Origin of the sequence: Nocardioides sp. CPCC 205120 (assembly GCF_048654585.1) — a bacterium.
Classification (GTDB): domain Bacteria; phylum Actinomycetota; class Actinomycetes; order Propionibacteriales; family Nocardioidaceae; genus Nocardioides.
Genome location: NZ_JBMCYY010000002.1, coordinates 185,713 through 198,579 on the forward strand (window position 1 = coordinate 185,713; position 12,867 = coordinate 198,579).

Here is a 12,867-nt window from a genome sequence, read left to right on the forward strand (position 1 = left end):
AGCCGCTCAGGCGCTCAGCACGCCCGCCGCGAGCAGGCCCATGACGCCGAGGCCCAGCACGACCCGGTAGGTCACGAAGGGCAGGAACGACCGGGTGGAGACGTAGCGCAGGAGCCACGCGATCACGGCGTACCCGACGAAGAAGGACACGACGGTCGCGGTGATCGTCGGCCCCCAGCCGTAGGGGTTGTCCGAGCCGGGGACGTCCTTGAGCTTGTAGACGCCGGCGCCGACGACGGCGGGGATCGCGAGCAGGAAGGCGTAGCGGGCGGTGACCTCCCGCTCGTACCCCAGGGCACGGCCCATCGAGATGGTGGCGCCGGAGCGGGAGACGCCGGGCACGAGCGCGGCCGCCTGTGCGAGCCCCATGAGGACGGCGTGACCGACGGTGAGGTCCTTCAGGGTGCGCTGCGTGGAGCCGTAGCGGTCGGCGAGACCGAGCACGATGCCGAGCACGACGAGCATCGTGGCGACGATCCAGAGGCTCCGCAGGGCGCTGTCGATCGCGTCCTCGAAGAGCAGGCCCAGCACCACGATCGGCAACGAGCCGATGATGATGAACCAGCCCATCCGCGTGTCGAGGTGGCCGCGCAGCTCGGGACGCACGAAGGAGCGCAGCCAGGACGAGGCGATCCGCCAGATGTCCTTGCGGAAGTAGAGGAGCACCGCCAGCTCCGTGCCGATCTGGCACACGGCGGTGAAGGCCGCGCCCGGGTCCTCCCAGCCGAACAGCTCCGGGAAGATGCGCAGGTGCGCGCTGCTCGAGATCGGCAGGAACTCGGTCAGTCCCTGGATGATGCCGAGCACAACGCCCTGGAGGTAGTCCCACACGATCGCCGAGCCTACGGGGCGGGCCGCCGTGCCCCGTGCCCCCGTGACGGCGCGTGCGGTGTGGGTCACCTCACGGCGGCGGCGCGTCCTCGCGCGTCGCGCGGCACCGGGGTGGATAGGTTGGCCCGCATGCATCAGCGAACGGTCGGGGCGACGGGCCTGCGCGTCTCACGCCTGGGGCTGGGCACCATGACCTGGGGCCGTGACACCGACGAGCACGAGGCGCGCGAGGCGCTGGGCGCGTTCACCGAGCGGGGCGGCACGCTGCTCGACACGGCGGCGGCGTACGGCGACGGTGCGGCCGAGGAGCTGCTGGGCTCCCTGCTCGGTGACGTGGTGGCCCGCGACGACGTCGTGCTGGCGACCAAGGCGGGCCTCGGCCAGCGCCGCGGCACGCCCGGCCGGGGCGCCCGCGACACGTCGCGGCGGGCGCTGCTCACCACCCTCGACGCCTCGCTGCGCCGCCTCGGCACCGACCGGGTCGACCTGTGGCAGGTGCACGTGTGGTCCGACGAGGTGCCGCTGGAGGAGACCCTCGCGGCGCTCGACCACGCGGTGGCGACGGGGCGTGCGCTCTACGTGGGCGTCTCCAACTACGCCGGCTGGCAGGCGGCGCGCGCCGCGACCTGGCAGCAGGCCGTGCCCGGCCGGGCGCCGCTGGCGTCGCTGCAGGTCGAGTACTCCCTGCTCAACCGGGCCGTGGAGGCCGAGGTCGTGCCCGCCGCCGAGGGCCTCGGGCTCGGCCTGCTCCCCTGGTCCCCGCTGGGCCGCGGCGTGCTGACCGGCAAGTACCGCACCGGCACGCCCACCGACTCCCGCGCGGCCACGTCCCACCTCGCCTCCTTCGTGGAGCCCTACCTCGACGACCGCTCCCGCGGCGTCGTCGAGTCGGTGGTCAAGGCCGCCGACGGGCTCGGCTGGTCGCCGGCGGAGGTCGCGCTGGCCTGGGTGCGCGACCGGCCCGGCGTCACGGCGCCCGTCGTCGGGGCGCGTACCGCCGCCCAGCTACGCTCGATCCTCGGTGTCGAGGACAAGGTGCTGCCGGCCGAGATCGCCGACGCACTGGACGACGTGTCCGCCCTGGACTGACCCGCCCGACCCGGAGGTGACCCGCGTGACCCGACCGCCCCAGCGCCCCCGCCGCACGCTCTCGCCCGGGGTGGAGTGGGAGTACCGCGACGTCGTGCTCTCGCGCCACCTGTCGCGCAACGCGGTGCGGCAGGCGCTCGTCGAGATGGCCGAGCACGGCGGGTGGGAGCTCGACCGGGTGCGGATCGCCACCGACGGCGTGCGCCGCGTGGTCGTGCGCCGCAAGATCATCCGCCAGCGCCCGACGCTCTGGGCGAGCTGAGACCGACCCGGCCGGCTGGACCGTCCGGGCCGGCTGGACCGACCGGGCCTCAGGCGTCGCCGAGGAACCGGTCGAGCACGCGGGCGCCGAACTCCAGCGCGTCGACGGGCACGCGCTCGTCGACCCCGTGGAACAGCGCGGTGAAGTCGAGGTCGGCGGGCAGGCGCAGCGGCGCGAACCCGTAGGAGCGCATCCCGAGCTGGCGGAAGTGCTTGGCGTCGGTGCCCCCGCTCATCAGGTACGGCGCCACGAGGGCGTCCGGGTCCTCCGCGAGCAGGCTGCGGCTCATCGCGTCGACGAGGTCGCCGTCGTACGGCGTCTCCCACGGCTGCTGGTGGGAGACGAAGTCGATCTCCACGTCCTCCCCCGTCAGCTCGGCCAGCGTCGCGAAGAACTCGTCCTCGAAGCCGGGCAGGAAGCGGCCGTCGACGTGCGCGGTCGCCTCGGTGGGCACGACGTTGACCTTGTAGCCCGCGCTCAGCATCGTCGGGTTGGTGGAGTTGCGGATGACGTTGCCGAGCATGCGGGCGGCCCCGCCGAACTCCTCGACGAGCGCGGGGGCGTTCTCCGGCGTGGCCGGCACGCCCGCGAGCTCGCCGATGGTCGCGAGGAGCACCTCCATCGTGGGGGTGAGCCGCACGGGCCACTGGTGGGCGCCGATGCGGGCGACGGCCCCGGCGAGGTCGGTCACCGCGTTCTCGGTGTTGACCATCGAGCCGTGCCCCGCGCGGCCGCGCGCGGTCAGCTTCATCCAGGCCATGCCCTTCTCGGCGGCCTCGACGAGGTAGACCCGGCGCCCGCGCACGGTGGCGCTGAAGCCGCCGACCTCGCCGACGGCCTCGGTGCAGTCCGCGAGCTCGTCGGCGTGCTGCTCGACGAGCACCTGGGCGCCCTTGTGGCCGCCCGCCTCCTCGTCGGCGGTGAAGCAGAGCACCATCGGGCGGTCGGGCACCTGGCCGGCCCGGGCCCGGGCGCGCACGACGGAGAGCAGCATCGCGTCGAAGTCCTTCATGTCGACGGCGCCGCGGCCCCAGACGTAGCCGTCCTGCACCTCGCCCGAGAACGGGTGCACCTGCCAGTCCTCGGCGGCGGCGGGCACGACGTCGAGGTGGCCGTGCAGCAGCAGCGGGTCGCCCTCGCTGCCGCCCCAGCGGGCCACGACGGACGTGCGGCCGGGCTCCGACTCGTAGAGCCGGGCCTCGATGCCGACCTCGTCGAGGAGGGTCGCCACGTGCTCGGCGGCCTTCCGCTCCCCCGGCCCCGAGTCGTCGCCGTAGTTGGAGGTGTCGATGCGGATGAGGTCGCGGCACAGCTCCACGACCTCCGCGGCGGGGTCGTAGGAGGGGGCGTACGACGCGTCGGCTCCCGGCTTGCTCGTCTCCTCGCTCATGCGCGCCATCCTCGCAGGCGCGGCCACACCCGCACGCGGGGCACCGCTGGCCCCCACCACCGGACCTGGCGCCAGACCTGGCTCCGGACCTGGCACCGGACCGTCGGTGGCGTGCGGCAGGCTGCTGCCATGCACACGTCGACCTCGGGGGTCCCGACGGGCGAGGGCCCGCGGTGACCGGCGTCGCCACCTGGCTCCTGCTGCTGGGCGCCTGCGACCTCTTCCGCGCCCACCGCGACCTCACGAGCCTGCGCCGGCGGCTCACCCTGGCGGGCGCGACGCTGGCCGGCACGGTGGTTGCGGCGCTGGCGGCGGACCCGTCGGGCCGCGGCTGGTGGGGCTGGGCGGGCGTGGGTGCGTCGGCCGCCCTGTGGGTGCTCGCCTCGGCCGCGGCGCTGGGCCGGGCGCGCGCGCTGCCGCCGGGGGTGCCCCTCGTGCGGGGCCGCTGGTTGTTCACGACGGCGTACGTCGCGCTGCTGGCCGGGCTGGTGGCGGTCGTGCTGTGCGGCCCGGCGATGGGCGAGGTCGCCGCGTTCGAGCGGCTCGTCGACCGCAGCGTCGCGGCCGACACCGACGCCGCGCTGCTGCTCCTCGTCGCCGGCGTGCTGCTGGTGCAGGTCTCGACGGCGAACGTGGTCGTGCGCCTGCTGCTGGACCTCGTGGGCGTGCCGGCCCACGACAACGAGAAGCAGCTGAAGGGCGGGCGGGTGCTGGGCCCGATGGAGCGGGTGGTGGTGGTCGGTCTGGGCCTGTCCGGCAACCTGACCGGCGCCTCGCTGGTCATCGCCGCCAAGGCCCTGCTGCGGTTCCCGGAGCTGCGCTCGCCCGCACCGGGGGCGCTGCCGCCGGGCGGGCCGAGCGACGTGACGGAGTACTTCCTGGTCGGCAGCCTCGCGAGCTGGCTGTTCGCCTTCGCGGGCGTGGCGCTCGTCGCGGTCGTGCGCTGAGCGCTCCCGGACCGGCGCTCCCGGACCGTGGTCTGGCCCGGGAGCGGCGCGGCGTCAGTTGAGCGGGCGCGTCCCCTCGGGGACGCCGCCGTCGGCGTGCACCGCCTCGACGAGCTCGGCGAGCGCCGTGAGGGCCACCCGCTGCGACAGCGGGCCGTAGGACACCCGCGCCACCCCCAGCTCCTGCAGGCGCGACGGCGACGGCACGCCGGGCAGGCCGATGACCGTGAGCCGCTGCGGGCCGAAGGCGTCGACCAGCGTGCCGATCTGCTCCTCGTCGAGCGGACCGGGCACGAACACGACGGGCGCGCCGGCCTCGAGGTAGGCCCGGCCGCGGGTCACGGCCTCGGCCAGCGGGTCGGCGGCGCCCCTGACGAACGCGTCGGTGCGGGCGTTCAGCACGAAGTCGGGCACGCCGGCGTCGGCCGCAGCGGCCATGACGGCCTCGACCTGGGCGGCGGCCTCGTCGAGCGGCTTGAGCTGGTCCTCCAGGTTGGCGCCCACGGCCCCGGCGGCGATGGCGGCCCGCACGGTCGCGGCGGCGTCGCCGTACCCGCCCTCGAGGTCGGCCGTGACGGGCAGGTGCGTCGCGGCGACGATCCGCCGCACCTCCTCCACCATCTCCTCGACGGGAATGTTCTCCCCGTCCTCGTAGCCGCGGGAGGCGGCGATGGAGTGGCTGGCCGTGGCCAGGGCCTTCGTGCCCGGGAGGTCGGTGACGACCTTCGCGGAGATGGAGTCCCAGACGTTGACGACGGTGAGGATCGCCGGGTCGGTGTGGAGTCGCAGGAGGGTCGTGGCCGCGGCAGCGGTGTCGGTGCGCATGGCCCGAGCATGCCAGCCGGGCGCGGTGCCGGCCCGGGCGTCGACCGGGGTCCAGCCCGGGCGGGGACGGGTCAGCGGCGGTCGAGCGGGCGCCCGAGCAGGGGCCCGACGAGGGAGCGGATCGCGGGCGACGGGGGCAGGCCGAGCTCGGCGGCGAGCAGGCGGCGGTACCCGTCGTACTGGCGCAGCGCCTCGGCGTGGTTGCCCTCCGCGAGGTGGACCTCGATGACCTGGCGGTGCGCGGTCTCGCGCAGCGGCTCGGCGCGGACCGCGGCGAGCCCGGCGGCGAGCGCCGCGCTGTAGCGACCGACTCCTCGCAGGCCCACCGCTCCCCGCTCCAACGCGTGCAGGCGCTTCTGGCGGTAGCTCTCCTGCTCGACGTGCAGCCACGGCTCGTCCCAGTCGGGCAGCAGGTCGAGGTGGAGCAGCCCGAGGTCCTCGTCCAGCGACTCCGGCGGCGGCTCGGCGCACAGCACCTCGGCGAGCTGCTCGGCGCGCACGAGGTCGACGTCGACGTCCGGGTCCAGCCACACGCACGCCGAGTCTGAACGCACGAGCACGCGACCGCGGGGCCGGGGCAGGCGCCAGAGCACCGAGCGCAGGTTGGAGGCCGCGCGACCCGGTGGGAGGTCTGGCCAGAGGCGCTCGGCGGCGGCCGAGCGTTGGGCGCGTCCCCGGCGCCGCTCGAGGCACAGCAGGGCCAGCAACCGCTGGCCCGCTCGGGAGACCCGTACGGGCTCCTCCTCGAACGTCACCGAGAAGCCGCCCAGCAGCGTGAGTCGCGCCGTGCTCATCCCGTACCTCCCCCGTCACTCCCTACTACAGGTGCCCGGGGCGGGCGCCTTCATGCAGGCGTCGGGAGCCCGGTACGACGGGCCCGCGGGGCGCTCGTGACGCCCCGGCGACGCCGTGGTGACGGAGAGCCCGCGGAGCGCGCCACGCCGGCGTCGACGGGCCGCCGACGCCCGGGCCACGAGCCGGGCGCCGTCGCCGCCACGGACCGGGGCACGGCGCTCGGACGCGACGACCACGGACCCACCCACGGGGGCGCCACGAGAGGGCCACGGCACGGGCCACGCGACGGCCCACGGGGTGACGACGGGAGTTCGACGCAGCCGCGCACGGTCGCGCCCACGCCGGCGACACGGCCGGCTGTGAGTGTCGTCGTCGGGAGGCAGCGACCGTCGCCGCCGCCGAGAGGAGACACCGTGTTCCGCCACAGCAAGGAGCTCCAGTTCGACGTCAAGCCCGAGCGCCCCGACGCCCTCTTCGCAGCCAAGCTGCAGGAGCTCGTCGGCGGTCAGTTCGGCGAGATGACCGTGATGATGCAGTACCTCTGGCAGGGCTGGAACTGCCGGATCCCCGGCAAGTACAAGGACATGATCATGGACATCGGGACGGAGGAGATCGGCCACGTCGAGATGCTCGTGACGATGATGGCCCGCCTCCTCGAGGGCGCCCCGTCGGAGACCCAGGCCGAGGCCGCCGCCGCCAACCCGGCGCTCGCCGCCGTGCTCGGGGGCCAGAACGTGCAGCACGCCATCGTCACCGGCGGCGCCGCGATGCCCACCAACAGCCAGGGCGTGCCGTGGAACGGCGGCTACATCGTCGCCAGCGGCAACCTGCTCGCCGACTTCCGCAGCAACGTCGCCGCCGAGGCCCAGAGCCGTCTCCAGACGGCCCGCGTCTACCAGATGACGGACGACCCGGGGGTCAAGGACACCCTCCAGTTCAACCTGGCCCGCGACACCTTCCACCAGCAGCAGTGGCTGCTCGGCATCGAGCAGCTCATCGAGGACGGCTTCACCGACGGCATCGAGGACTCCCTCGCCGCCGAGGAGAAGACCGAGCCCGGGCGCACGTTCTACAGCTTCCACGAGGGCAGCACCGCCCACGAGGGCCGCTGGGCGCAGGGCACGACGATCATCGGCGACCACACGATCGCGTTCGAGGAGGGCCGCCCGCTCGGGGACGACATCCAGGAGGTGCCCGCCCCCGACCCGCTGCTCTTCGCGACGTACGACGGCAGCAAGGGCCCCGGCAAGCCCGGCAACGCGGCCGGCGCCTACGCGCAGGGTGCCGAGAACCTCCTGCACAAGGCGAAGGAGAAGCTCACCGGCGAGTGAGCTGACCACCCATGACCGAGCTCCTCTGGCGCCCGATGGCGGACGCGTTCCTCGGGGTCGGCGTCTTCGTCGCCCTCCTGGTCGCTCCCTTCGGCTGGGCGCGCCTGCGGTGGGGCCACCGGATCGACGACGTGCTGCGTCGTCGCCGCCGGCTGGCCCCACTCGCGGGGGCCGCCCTCACCATGCCCCCGGGCTGCGGCGGCGCGATCGTGGTGGTCAGCCTCTACGGCCGCGGCGCGGTGTCCTACGGCACCGCGGTCGCCGCCCTCGTCGCCACGATGGGGGACGCCTCCTGGGTCCTCCTCGCGGCCGACCCCCTGCTGATGGTGCAGATCAAGGCGCTGCTGCTCGTGGTCGGGGCGCTGACGGGTTACGTCGTCGACGCGATCGGCCTCGACCCCCGCCGCGACGCGACCCGGGCGGCGGCACCCGCCGTACCCGTCCTGGTCGGCACCCCGGCCGGCACCCCGGTCGGCACGGCCGACAGCATCCTCACGACCGGCTCGGCCCGCCTCCCGGATACGCCGGCACCCCCCGCCGGCGGCGGGCTCACGCCGTCCCCGATCCCCGCCGCCGCGCTCACCCCCGTCGACCCCTCCCGGGCGCCGGTCGCGGTGCTGTGGCTGCTCCTCGGCGTGGGGGCGGCGCTCAGCGTCCCCGCCACGTTCCGGCTGCTCGACCCGGCCGCGCTCGGTCCCGCCCTGGGCGGTGTCGACCCGTCGCTGGTCGTCGGGTGCGCCGGCACCCTGGCGGCGCTCGGCTACCTGCTCACCGGTCGCGGGCCCGGTCCCGCCGAGCAGGCCGACCCGACCGACATGGCCGGCGTGCTCCGGGCCGGCGCCCACGACGTCGCGGTGGTCACCAGCTGGGTGGCGCTCGCGTTCGTCGGCTGGTCCCTGCTGTCCGCCACGACGGGGTTCTCCCCCGCCGACCTCCCGCTCGTCGGGCTGGCCGGGGTCGTGGTGGCCGCGCTGGTCGGGCTGGTGCCCGGCTGCGCGCTCCAGATCGTGTTCTGCGGGCTGTTCGCCGCCGGCGGGATGCCCGTGTCCACCTTCGTCGCCAACGCCATCAGCCAGGACGGCGACGCCCTCATCCCGATGCTGGCCCTGCAGCCCCGCTCGGCCGTCGTGGCCGCCGCGGTCACCACCGTGCCGGCGCTGCTCGTCGGCTCCCTGCTGCTCCTGCTCACCTGAGCGACCGGTCCGTCCCGCCAGTCGAGGTCCTTCCGACCGAACCCACGCTCCCACCGACCCCGGAGGTCCCGCCATGACCGTCGCCCTGCTGACCCAGCTCGCCTCGACCCCGGCCGCGCCGGTGCTGGCCACCCTGTACCTGGCGGCGCTGAGCGCCTTCTTCCTCCTGGCGCGCCGCGGCGCGCGCCGGTGGGCGCGCGCCGCGGTGGCCTCGGGCCTCTCGGTCCGGTCGGTGGTGGTCGCGACCGCCTCAGCGATCGCGGCCCCGGTGGGTGCTGGGGCGGTCGCCGTGCCGCAGGACGCCGGCCTGCTCCATGCGACCCGCCACGCCGGCCAGGGCGACGCTGCTGCGGTGCAGCGCGGGGGCCATCGCGGGTGAGCCGTGGCGCGCCCCGACGTCGAGCAGGTCCCGGCTGCGGTCGATGACCGTCAGCGGAAGCGCCGCGAGCGCGTTGCCCGGCGGGCGCCGGGCGACCAGCGGGTGCGGACGCGTCGGGGCCGTGCGCCGCACGGCCTCCCAGGCCACGCCGAGGGCGCGCAGGCGGGCCACCGGCAGGGCGTCCTGCAGACGGGGCAGCAGCGCGTCCTCCTCGTCGCGGACGTCCTCGCGCAGCACCTCGACGAGTCGGTCCACCAGCGCCTGGTGCCGCTCGAGCGGGAGACCCTCGGACTCCAGCTCGGTCCACAGCTCGTTGACCTCCTGGTGCTCCTGCTCGACCTGGAGGGTCAGCGCCTCCCCGTCGGGGAGCACCCGCCGCGCGGCGGGCCAGACGACGGACTCCTCCGCGAAGGCGTGCGGGAACACCAGCCGGGCGATCCGGTGGAGGACGTCGCGCCGCTCCGTGCTGCTGGGCTTCGTCGTCCCCAGCTGGTGGAGCAGGCGGTCGAGGTGGACGTGGTCGCGCTTCTGCCGCACGAGGATGCTCCACGTGCCGCCGAGCTCGGCGTCGGTCTGGTCGGCGATCGAGCGGGCCATCACGCCACCCCCGCCTCGGCCGCGCGGTCGGCGGCGGCCGCGGCTCCGTCGTACCAGGGCAGGCCGTGGCCCGGCAGCACCACGTCGGCGCCGGTGGCGCCGATCGCCTCGAGCGAGCGGACGGCGACCTCCGGGGCGTTCGTGGCGCCCGAGGCCACCACGCGCGGGCCGCGACGCCCCGTGTAGGGGTCGAGCGTGACCAGCGCGTCGCCGGTCACCACGGCCGAGGCCTCCGGGAAGTGCAGGACCGTGTGGCCGTCGGTGTGGCCCGGCGTGTGGAGGACGCGCGGGCTCTGCGGGAACGACGCGAGCACACCCGGCTCCATCGGCGTGGTGCGCAGCGGGGGCTTCACGCGCAGCGCCCCCAGCGAGGTCATGGCGGCGAGGTGCGGCCACCCGCCGGGGTGACGTCCGGCGAAGGCGAACCGGTTGTGCGCCGGCCGGTAGCTGTACGGGTGGGCGGCGAGGTGGCCGTCGTCCGGGTGCACGAGCACCGGCACGCCGTGCTCCTCCTGCAGCCAGCGGGCGAAGCCCAGGTGGTCGAAGTGGGCGTGGGTGACGGCGATCGCCTCGACGTCCCCCGGGCGGTGGCCGAGCCGGTCGAGCAGCTCGACCACGGCGGGCCGGGTGGCGGGGAGGCCGGCGTCGACGAGCGCGACGCGGTCGCCGTCCTGGACGACGTAGAGGTTGACCGGGCCGTGGCCGAGGCGGTGCAGCCCCGGCGCGACCTTCTCGATCACGACGGACGGGCGGAGGGGGTGGGCCATGCCGTCTGGTACCCGGGCCCCTCCGGGGGATGCGCGGCCACCGCGGTGGCGGGCGCTACCTTGCCTCCCGTGGACACCGACGACGTGCTGAGACTCATCCAGGAGGTCGCCGCCGAGGTGGTGACGCCACGGTTCGGCCACCTCGCGGACGACGAGGTGGGCGAGAAGGGCCCCGGCGACCTCGTCACCGCCGCGGACCGCGAGGCCGAGGAGCGCATCGGGGACGCGCTGCGGCGGGCCTACCCGGACGCCCTCGTGCTGGGCGAGGAGGCCGTCGCCGACGACGCGGGCCTGCTGGACGCGTTCGGCACCGCCGACCACGCGTTCACCCTCGACCCGGTCGACGGCACGCGGAACTTCGTCCACGGCTCCCCCGACCACGCCGTCATGGTCGCCGAGCTGCGGGCCGGCGAGGTCGTGCGCAGCTGGATCTGGCAGCCGCAGCACGAGGCGGCGTACGTCGCGGAGCGCGGCGCCGGCGCCTGGCGCGACGGCGTGCGCCTGCACCGCCCGCCCGTGGGCGAGGAGCTGTACGGCCTCACCGGGCGGCGCTCCTGGGTGGGATGTGCGCTCGGCACGCTCCGGGCGCTCGAGCTGACCTGGGTGTGCTGCGGCGTCGACTACCCCAAGCTGGTCGAGGGCGCCGCCGACTACGCGGTCTTCGGCCAGACCAAGCCGTGGGACCACGCGCCCGGGTCGCTGCTGCTCTCCGAGGCCGGCGGCGCGGTGGGCCACTTCGACGGTACGGCGTACCGCCCCCAGCAGCGTCCGCCGTTCGGTCTCGTCGCCGCCGCGGACCCCGAGGTGCTCGCGCTCGTGCAGGGCCTGGCCGGGGCGCTGCCGCTGCCGAGGGGCTGAACGCCCCGCGGTTGGTCGGACGCCTGGTCGGACGGCCTGCTCGGACGGCGGTCGGGCTCAGTCGCGGCGGACCGGGACCTCGCTGAACCGCTGCACCGCCTCGGCGATCGTGGTCGCGGAGGCGTCGACCGCGGAGGGCATGAGGAGCAGCTGGGTGCCGTACCAGCGGTGCCGCAGGCGGGCGCCGAGGCCACCCGCCACGACCACCGGGCCCGCGAGCCGGGACGAGGGGAGGGCGGCCAGCTCGACCCCCGGCCGCCCGACCACCGCCACGACCCGGTGACGCGACGCGAGGAAGAGCCAGCGCGGCCGCATCCTCGTGATCCGTACCTCGTCGACCTGCGACCAGGGCACCGTCGGGTGGTCCCGCACCGTCACCCCGTCGCGGTCGAGCCGGAGCTCCCACGACGAGCGCCGTGCCCGCAGCACCGACCGGACACCCAGGAGCACCGCCCACCCGAGCACGACTGTGCCGAACGCGACGAGCCAGGGACCGATGAGGCCGGTGAGACCGAGCACCGGGTAGAGGCACCAGAGACCCACGAGGAGCGCCACCGTGGGGAGCTGGCGCCGCGCGGACGGACTGACGTGGAGGGCCTCGTCGGGCTCGTGGGCGGTCACACCCCAGGTCGTACCAGAGCGCGGTCGAGCCTGCCCGGGAAATGCGACCGGCCCCGGATCTCCGAGGAGATCCGGGGCCGGTTCCGGTGTCCGAGGGGGGACTTGAACCCCCATGCCCAATAAGGGCACTAGCACCTCAAGCTAGCGCGTCTGCCAATTCCGCCACCCGGACGAGTGCGGAGGAAACGTTAGCAGGATCTTCGCCCAACCCTCACATCGGGGTCGGGCGCCCACCCGCCGCGTCCGCCGACGTCGCCCCTGCCGCGCCACCCGCCCCGCCACCCGTCGCCGACGCGAACCGGCGCAGCTCGGCGTGGGCGTCGCGCACGGCGCCGACCCCGCGCCGCAGGTGCTGGGAGACGGCGGGCTCCGAGATGCCCTCGGCCGTCGCGATCTCGCGCTGGCTGGCGCCGCCGAGGGACGCCCGCAGGATGCGTTGCCCCCGCTCCCCCAGGCGGTCCACCAGCGCGTCGCGGCACAGGAGGTAGGCGTTGACGACGCCGGCGCCGGCGGGTCCCCCGGGGGCGTGCGTGGCGTCGTACCAGCCGCGGCGCGCACGGGCGGACGGGCGACCGAGCTCGTCGATGGCGGCGCGGGCCGTCCACCAGGCCGGGCCGTCCTGGAGCGGAGGGGTGCGCGTGACGTCCAGGACCTCGCGCTCGCCGACCCCCACGCCGTACCGTGTGTCGACGAGCGGCAGCAGGTGCAGCCGTGCCAGCAGGGTCACCGACACGGCGTCCTCGAGGGTGGCGTAGGCGCCCTGGAACTCGTCACCGACGGTGGGCAGCAGTCCGTCGAGCGAGGGCACGACGGCGTCGACCCGGGCGAGGGCGGGCGCGAGGGCCGCCTGCACCGCGCTGCGGGAGGCGGCGCGGCGCGAGCCCACGATGTCGCCGATGACGGCGTAGACGATCATGGACTTAAGCCTATTCCTTAACTTCGCGAGAATGAAGGCATACGCTTAAGTCCGAGGTGTCGGGAC

General features: G+C 75.3%; 14 protein-coding genes and 1 tRNA gene. 6 read left to right on the plus strand and 9 right to left on the minus strand.

Features of this window, described 5'->3' with window-relative positions; translation table 11 throughout:
• Nucleotides 1–6: 6 nt before the first annotated feature.
• The gene (locus ACOACO_RS11925) at nucleotides 7–831 is read right to left on the minus strand and encodes an undecaprenyl-diphosphate phosphatase (protein WP_420296494.1); all 825 of its coding nucleotides are present in this window, start codon (nucleotides 829–831) and stop codon (nucleotides 7–9) included.
• A gap of 129 nt (nucleotides 832–960) precedes the next feature.
• On the opposite strand from ACOACO_RS11925, the gene ACOACO_RS11930 reads away from it, so the two are divergent.
• Nucleotides 961–1,920, plus strand: coding sequence for an aldo/keto reductase (locus ACOACO_RS11930; protein ID WP_420296495.1), 960 nt, complete (start codon nucleotides 961–963; stop codon nucleotides 1,918–1,920).
• A 25-nt stretch (nucleotides 1,921–1,945) separates the two neighbouring features.
• Nucleotides 1,946–2,182 carry a DUF5703 family protein gene (locus tag ACOACO_RS11935; RefSeq protein ID WP_301800648.1) on the plus strand — a complete coding sequence of 79 codons (237 nt, stop codon included), beginning with the start codon at nucleotides 1,946–1,948 and terminating at the stop codon, nucleotides 2,180–2,182.
• Between the two features lie 49 nt (nucleotides 2,183–2,231).
• Here the strand turns inward: ACOACO_RS11935 and ACOACO_RS11940 are convergent, their stop codons facing one another.
• Complete coding sequence (locus ACOACO_RS11940; RefSeq protein ID WP_420296496.1) at nucleotides 2,232–3,572, minus strand: M20/M25/M40 family metallo-hydrolase; 1,341 nt, start codon at nucleotides 3,570–3,572, stop codon at nucleotides 2,232–2,234.
• Between the two features lie 173 nt (nucleotides 3,573–3,745).
• On the opposite strand from ACOACO_RS11940, the gene ACOACO_RS11945 reads away from it, so the two are divergent.
• The gene (locus tag ACOACO_RS11945; protein ID WP_420296497.1) at nucleotides 3,746–4,519 is read left to right on the plus strand and encodes a hypothetical protein; all 774 of its coding nucleotides are present in this window, start codon (nucleotides 3,746–3,748) and stop codon (nucleotides 4,517–4,519) included.
• Nucleotides 4,520–4,573: 54 nt separating this feature from the next.
• On the opposite strand, the gene ACOACO_RS11950 is transcribed toward ACOACO_RS11945, so the two are convergent.
• Nucleotides 4,574–5,344, minus strand: coding sequence for an isocitrate lyase/PEP mutase family protein (locus ACOACO_RS11950; protein ID WP_420296498.1), 771 nt, complete (start codon nucleotides 5,342–5,344; stop codon nucleotides 4,574–4,576).
• 71 nt (nucleotides 5,345–5,415) lie between these two features.
• Entirely contained in the window at nucleotides 5,416–6,138 is a 723-nt protein-coding gene (locus ACOACO_RS11955) for an AfsR/SARP family transcriptional regulator (RefSeq protein ID WP_420296499.1), read from the minus strand.
• A 414-nt stretch (nucleotides 6,139–6,552) separates the two neighbouring features.
• Here ACOACO_RS11955 and ACOACO_RS11960 point away from each other — a divergent pair, with 414 nt between their 5' ends.
• The gene (locus tag ACOACO_RS11960) at nucleotides 6,553–7,470 is read left to right on the plus strand and encodes a manganese catalase family protein (protein ID WP_420296500.1); all 918 of its coding nucleotides are present in this window, start codon (nucleotides 6,553–6,555) and stop codon (nucleotides 7,468–7,470) included.
• Nucleotides 7,471–7,481: 11 nt separating this feature from the next.
• The gene (locus ACOACO_RS11965; RefSeq protein WP_420296501.1) at nucleotides 7,482–8,663 is read left to right on the plus strand and encodes a putative manganese transporter; all 1,182 of its coding nucleotides are present in this window, start codon (nucleotides 7,482–7,484) and stop codon (nucleotides 8,661–8,663) included.
• 250 nt (nucleotides 8,664–8,913) lie between these two features.
• Here ACOACO_RS11965 and ACOACO_RS11970 read toward each other — a convergent pair whose 3' ends face one another.
• Nucleotides 8,914–9,639 (minus strand): hemerythrin domain-containing protein, encoded by a 726-nt coding sequence (locus tag ACOACO_RS11970; RefSeq protein WP_420297230.1) that lies wholly within the window; start codon nucleotides 9,637–9,639, stop codon nucleotides 8,914–8,916.
• Complete coding sequence (locus ACOACO_RS11975) at nucleotides 9,639–10,406, minus strand: MBL fold metallo-hydrolase (protein WP_420296502.1); 768 nt, start codon at nucleotides 10,404–10,406, stop codon at nucleotides 9,639–9,641. Before ACOACO_RS11975 ends, ACOACO_RS11970 begins: the two co-directional genes overlap by 1 nt.
• 69 nt (nucleotides 10,407–10,475) lie before the next feature.
• Here ACOACO_RS11975 and ACOACO_RS11980 point away from each other — a divergent pair, with 69 nt between their 5' ends.
• Nucleotides 10,476–11,264: an inositol monophosphatase family protein gene (locus tag ACOACO_RS11980; RefSeq protein ID WP_420296503.1), complete on the plus strand. Its 789-nt coding sequence runs from the start codon at nucleotides 10,476–10,478 to the stop codon at nucleotides 11,262–11,264.
• A 57-nt stretch (nucleotides 11,265–11,321) separates the two neighbouring features.
• On the opposite strand, the gene ACOACO_RS11985 is transcribed toward ACOACO_RS11980, so the two are convergent.
• The 3 genes from ACOACO_RS11985 to ACOACO_RS11995 form a co-directional block, all read right to left on the minus strand.
• Complete coding sequence (locus tag ACOACO_RS11985; protein WP_420296504.1) at nucleotides 11,322–11,885, minus strand: hypothetical protein; 564 nt, start codon at nucleotides 11,883–11,885, stop codon at nucleotides 11,322–11,324.
• 87 nt (nucleotides 11,886–11,972) lie between these two features.
• Nucleotides 11,973–12,057: transfer RNA gene (locus ACOACO_RS11990), tRNA-Leu, on the minus strand.
• A gap of 39 nt (nucleotides 12,058–12,096) precedes the next feature.
• The gene (locus ACOACO_RS11995) at nucleotides 12,097–12,801 is read right to left on the minus strand and encodes a SatD family protein (RefSeq protein ID WP_420296505.1); all 705 of its coding nucleotides are present in this window, start codon (nucleotides 12,799–12,801) and stop codon (nucleotides 12,097–12,099) included.
• Nucleotides 12,802–12,867: the final 66 nt, after the last annotated feature.

What these genes read in the sequence shown, in the direction of transcription:
- ACOACO_RS11930 (WP_420296495.1), top strand. Translation starts at nt 961, where the DNA reads ATGCATCAGCGAACGGTCGGGGCGACGGGCCTGCGCGTCTCACGCCTG.
- ACOACO_RS11940 (WP_420296496.1), bottom strand. Translation starts at nt 3,572, where the DNA reads ATGAGCGAGGAGACGAGCAAGCCGGGAGCCGACGCGTCGTACGCCCCC.
- ACOACO_RS11950 (WP_420296498.1), bottom strand. Translation starts at nt 5,344, where the DNA reads ATGCGCACCGACACCGCTGCCGCGGCCACGACCCTCCTGCGACTCCAC.
- ACOACO_RS11955 (WP_420296499.1), bottom strand. Translation starts at nt 6,138, where the DNA reads ATGAGCACGGCGCGACTCACGCTGCTGGGCGGCTTCTCGGTGACGTTC.
- ACOACO_RS11965 (WP_420296501.1), top strand. Translation starts at nt 7,482, where the DNA reads ATGACCGAGCTCCTCTGGCGCCCGATGGCGGACGCGTTCCTCGGGGTC.
- ACOACO_RS11970 (WP_420297230.1), bottom strand. Translation starts at nt 9,639, where the DNA reads ATGGCCCGCTCGATCGCCGACCAGACCGACGCCGAGCTCGGCGGCACG.
- ACOACO_RS11975 (WP_420296502.1), bottom strand. Translation starts at nt 10,406, where the DNA reads ATGGCCCACCCCCTCCGCCCGTCCGTCGTGATCGAGAAGGTCGCGCCG.
- ACOACO_RS11995 (WP_420296505.1), bottom strand. Translation starts at nt 12,801, where the DNA reads ATGATCGTCTACGCCGTCATCGGCGACATCGTGGGCTCGCGCCGCGCC.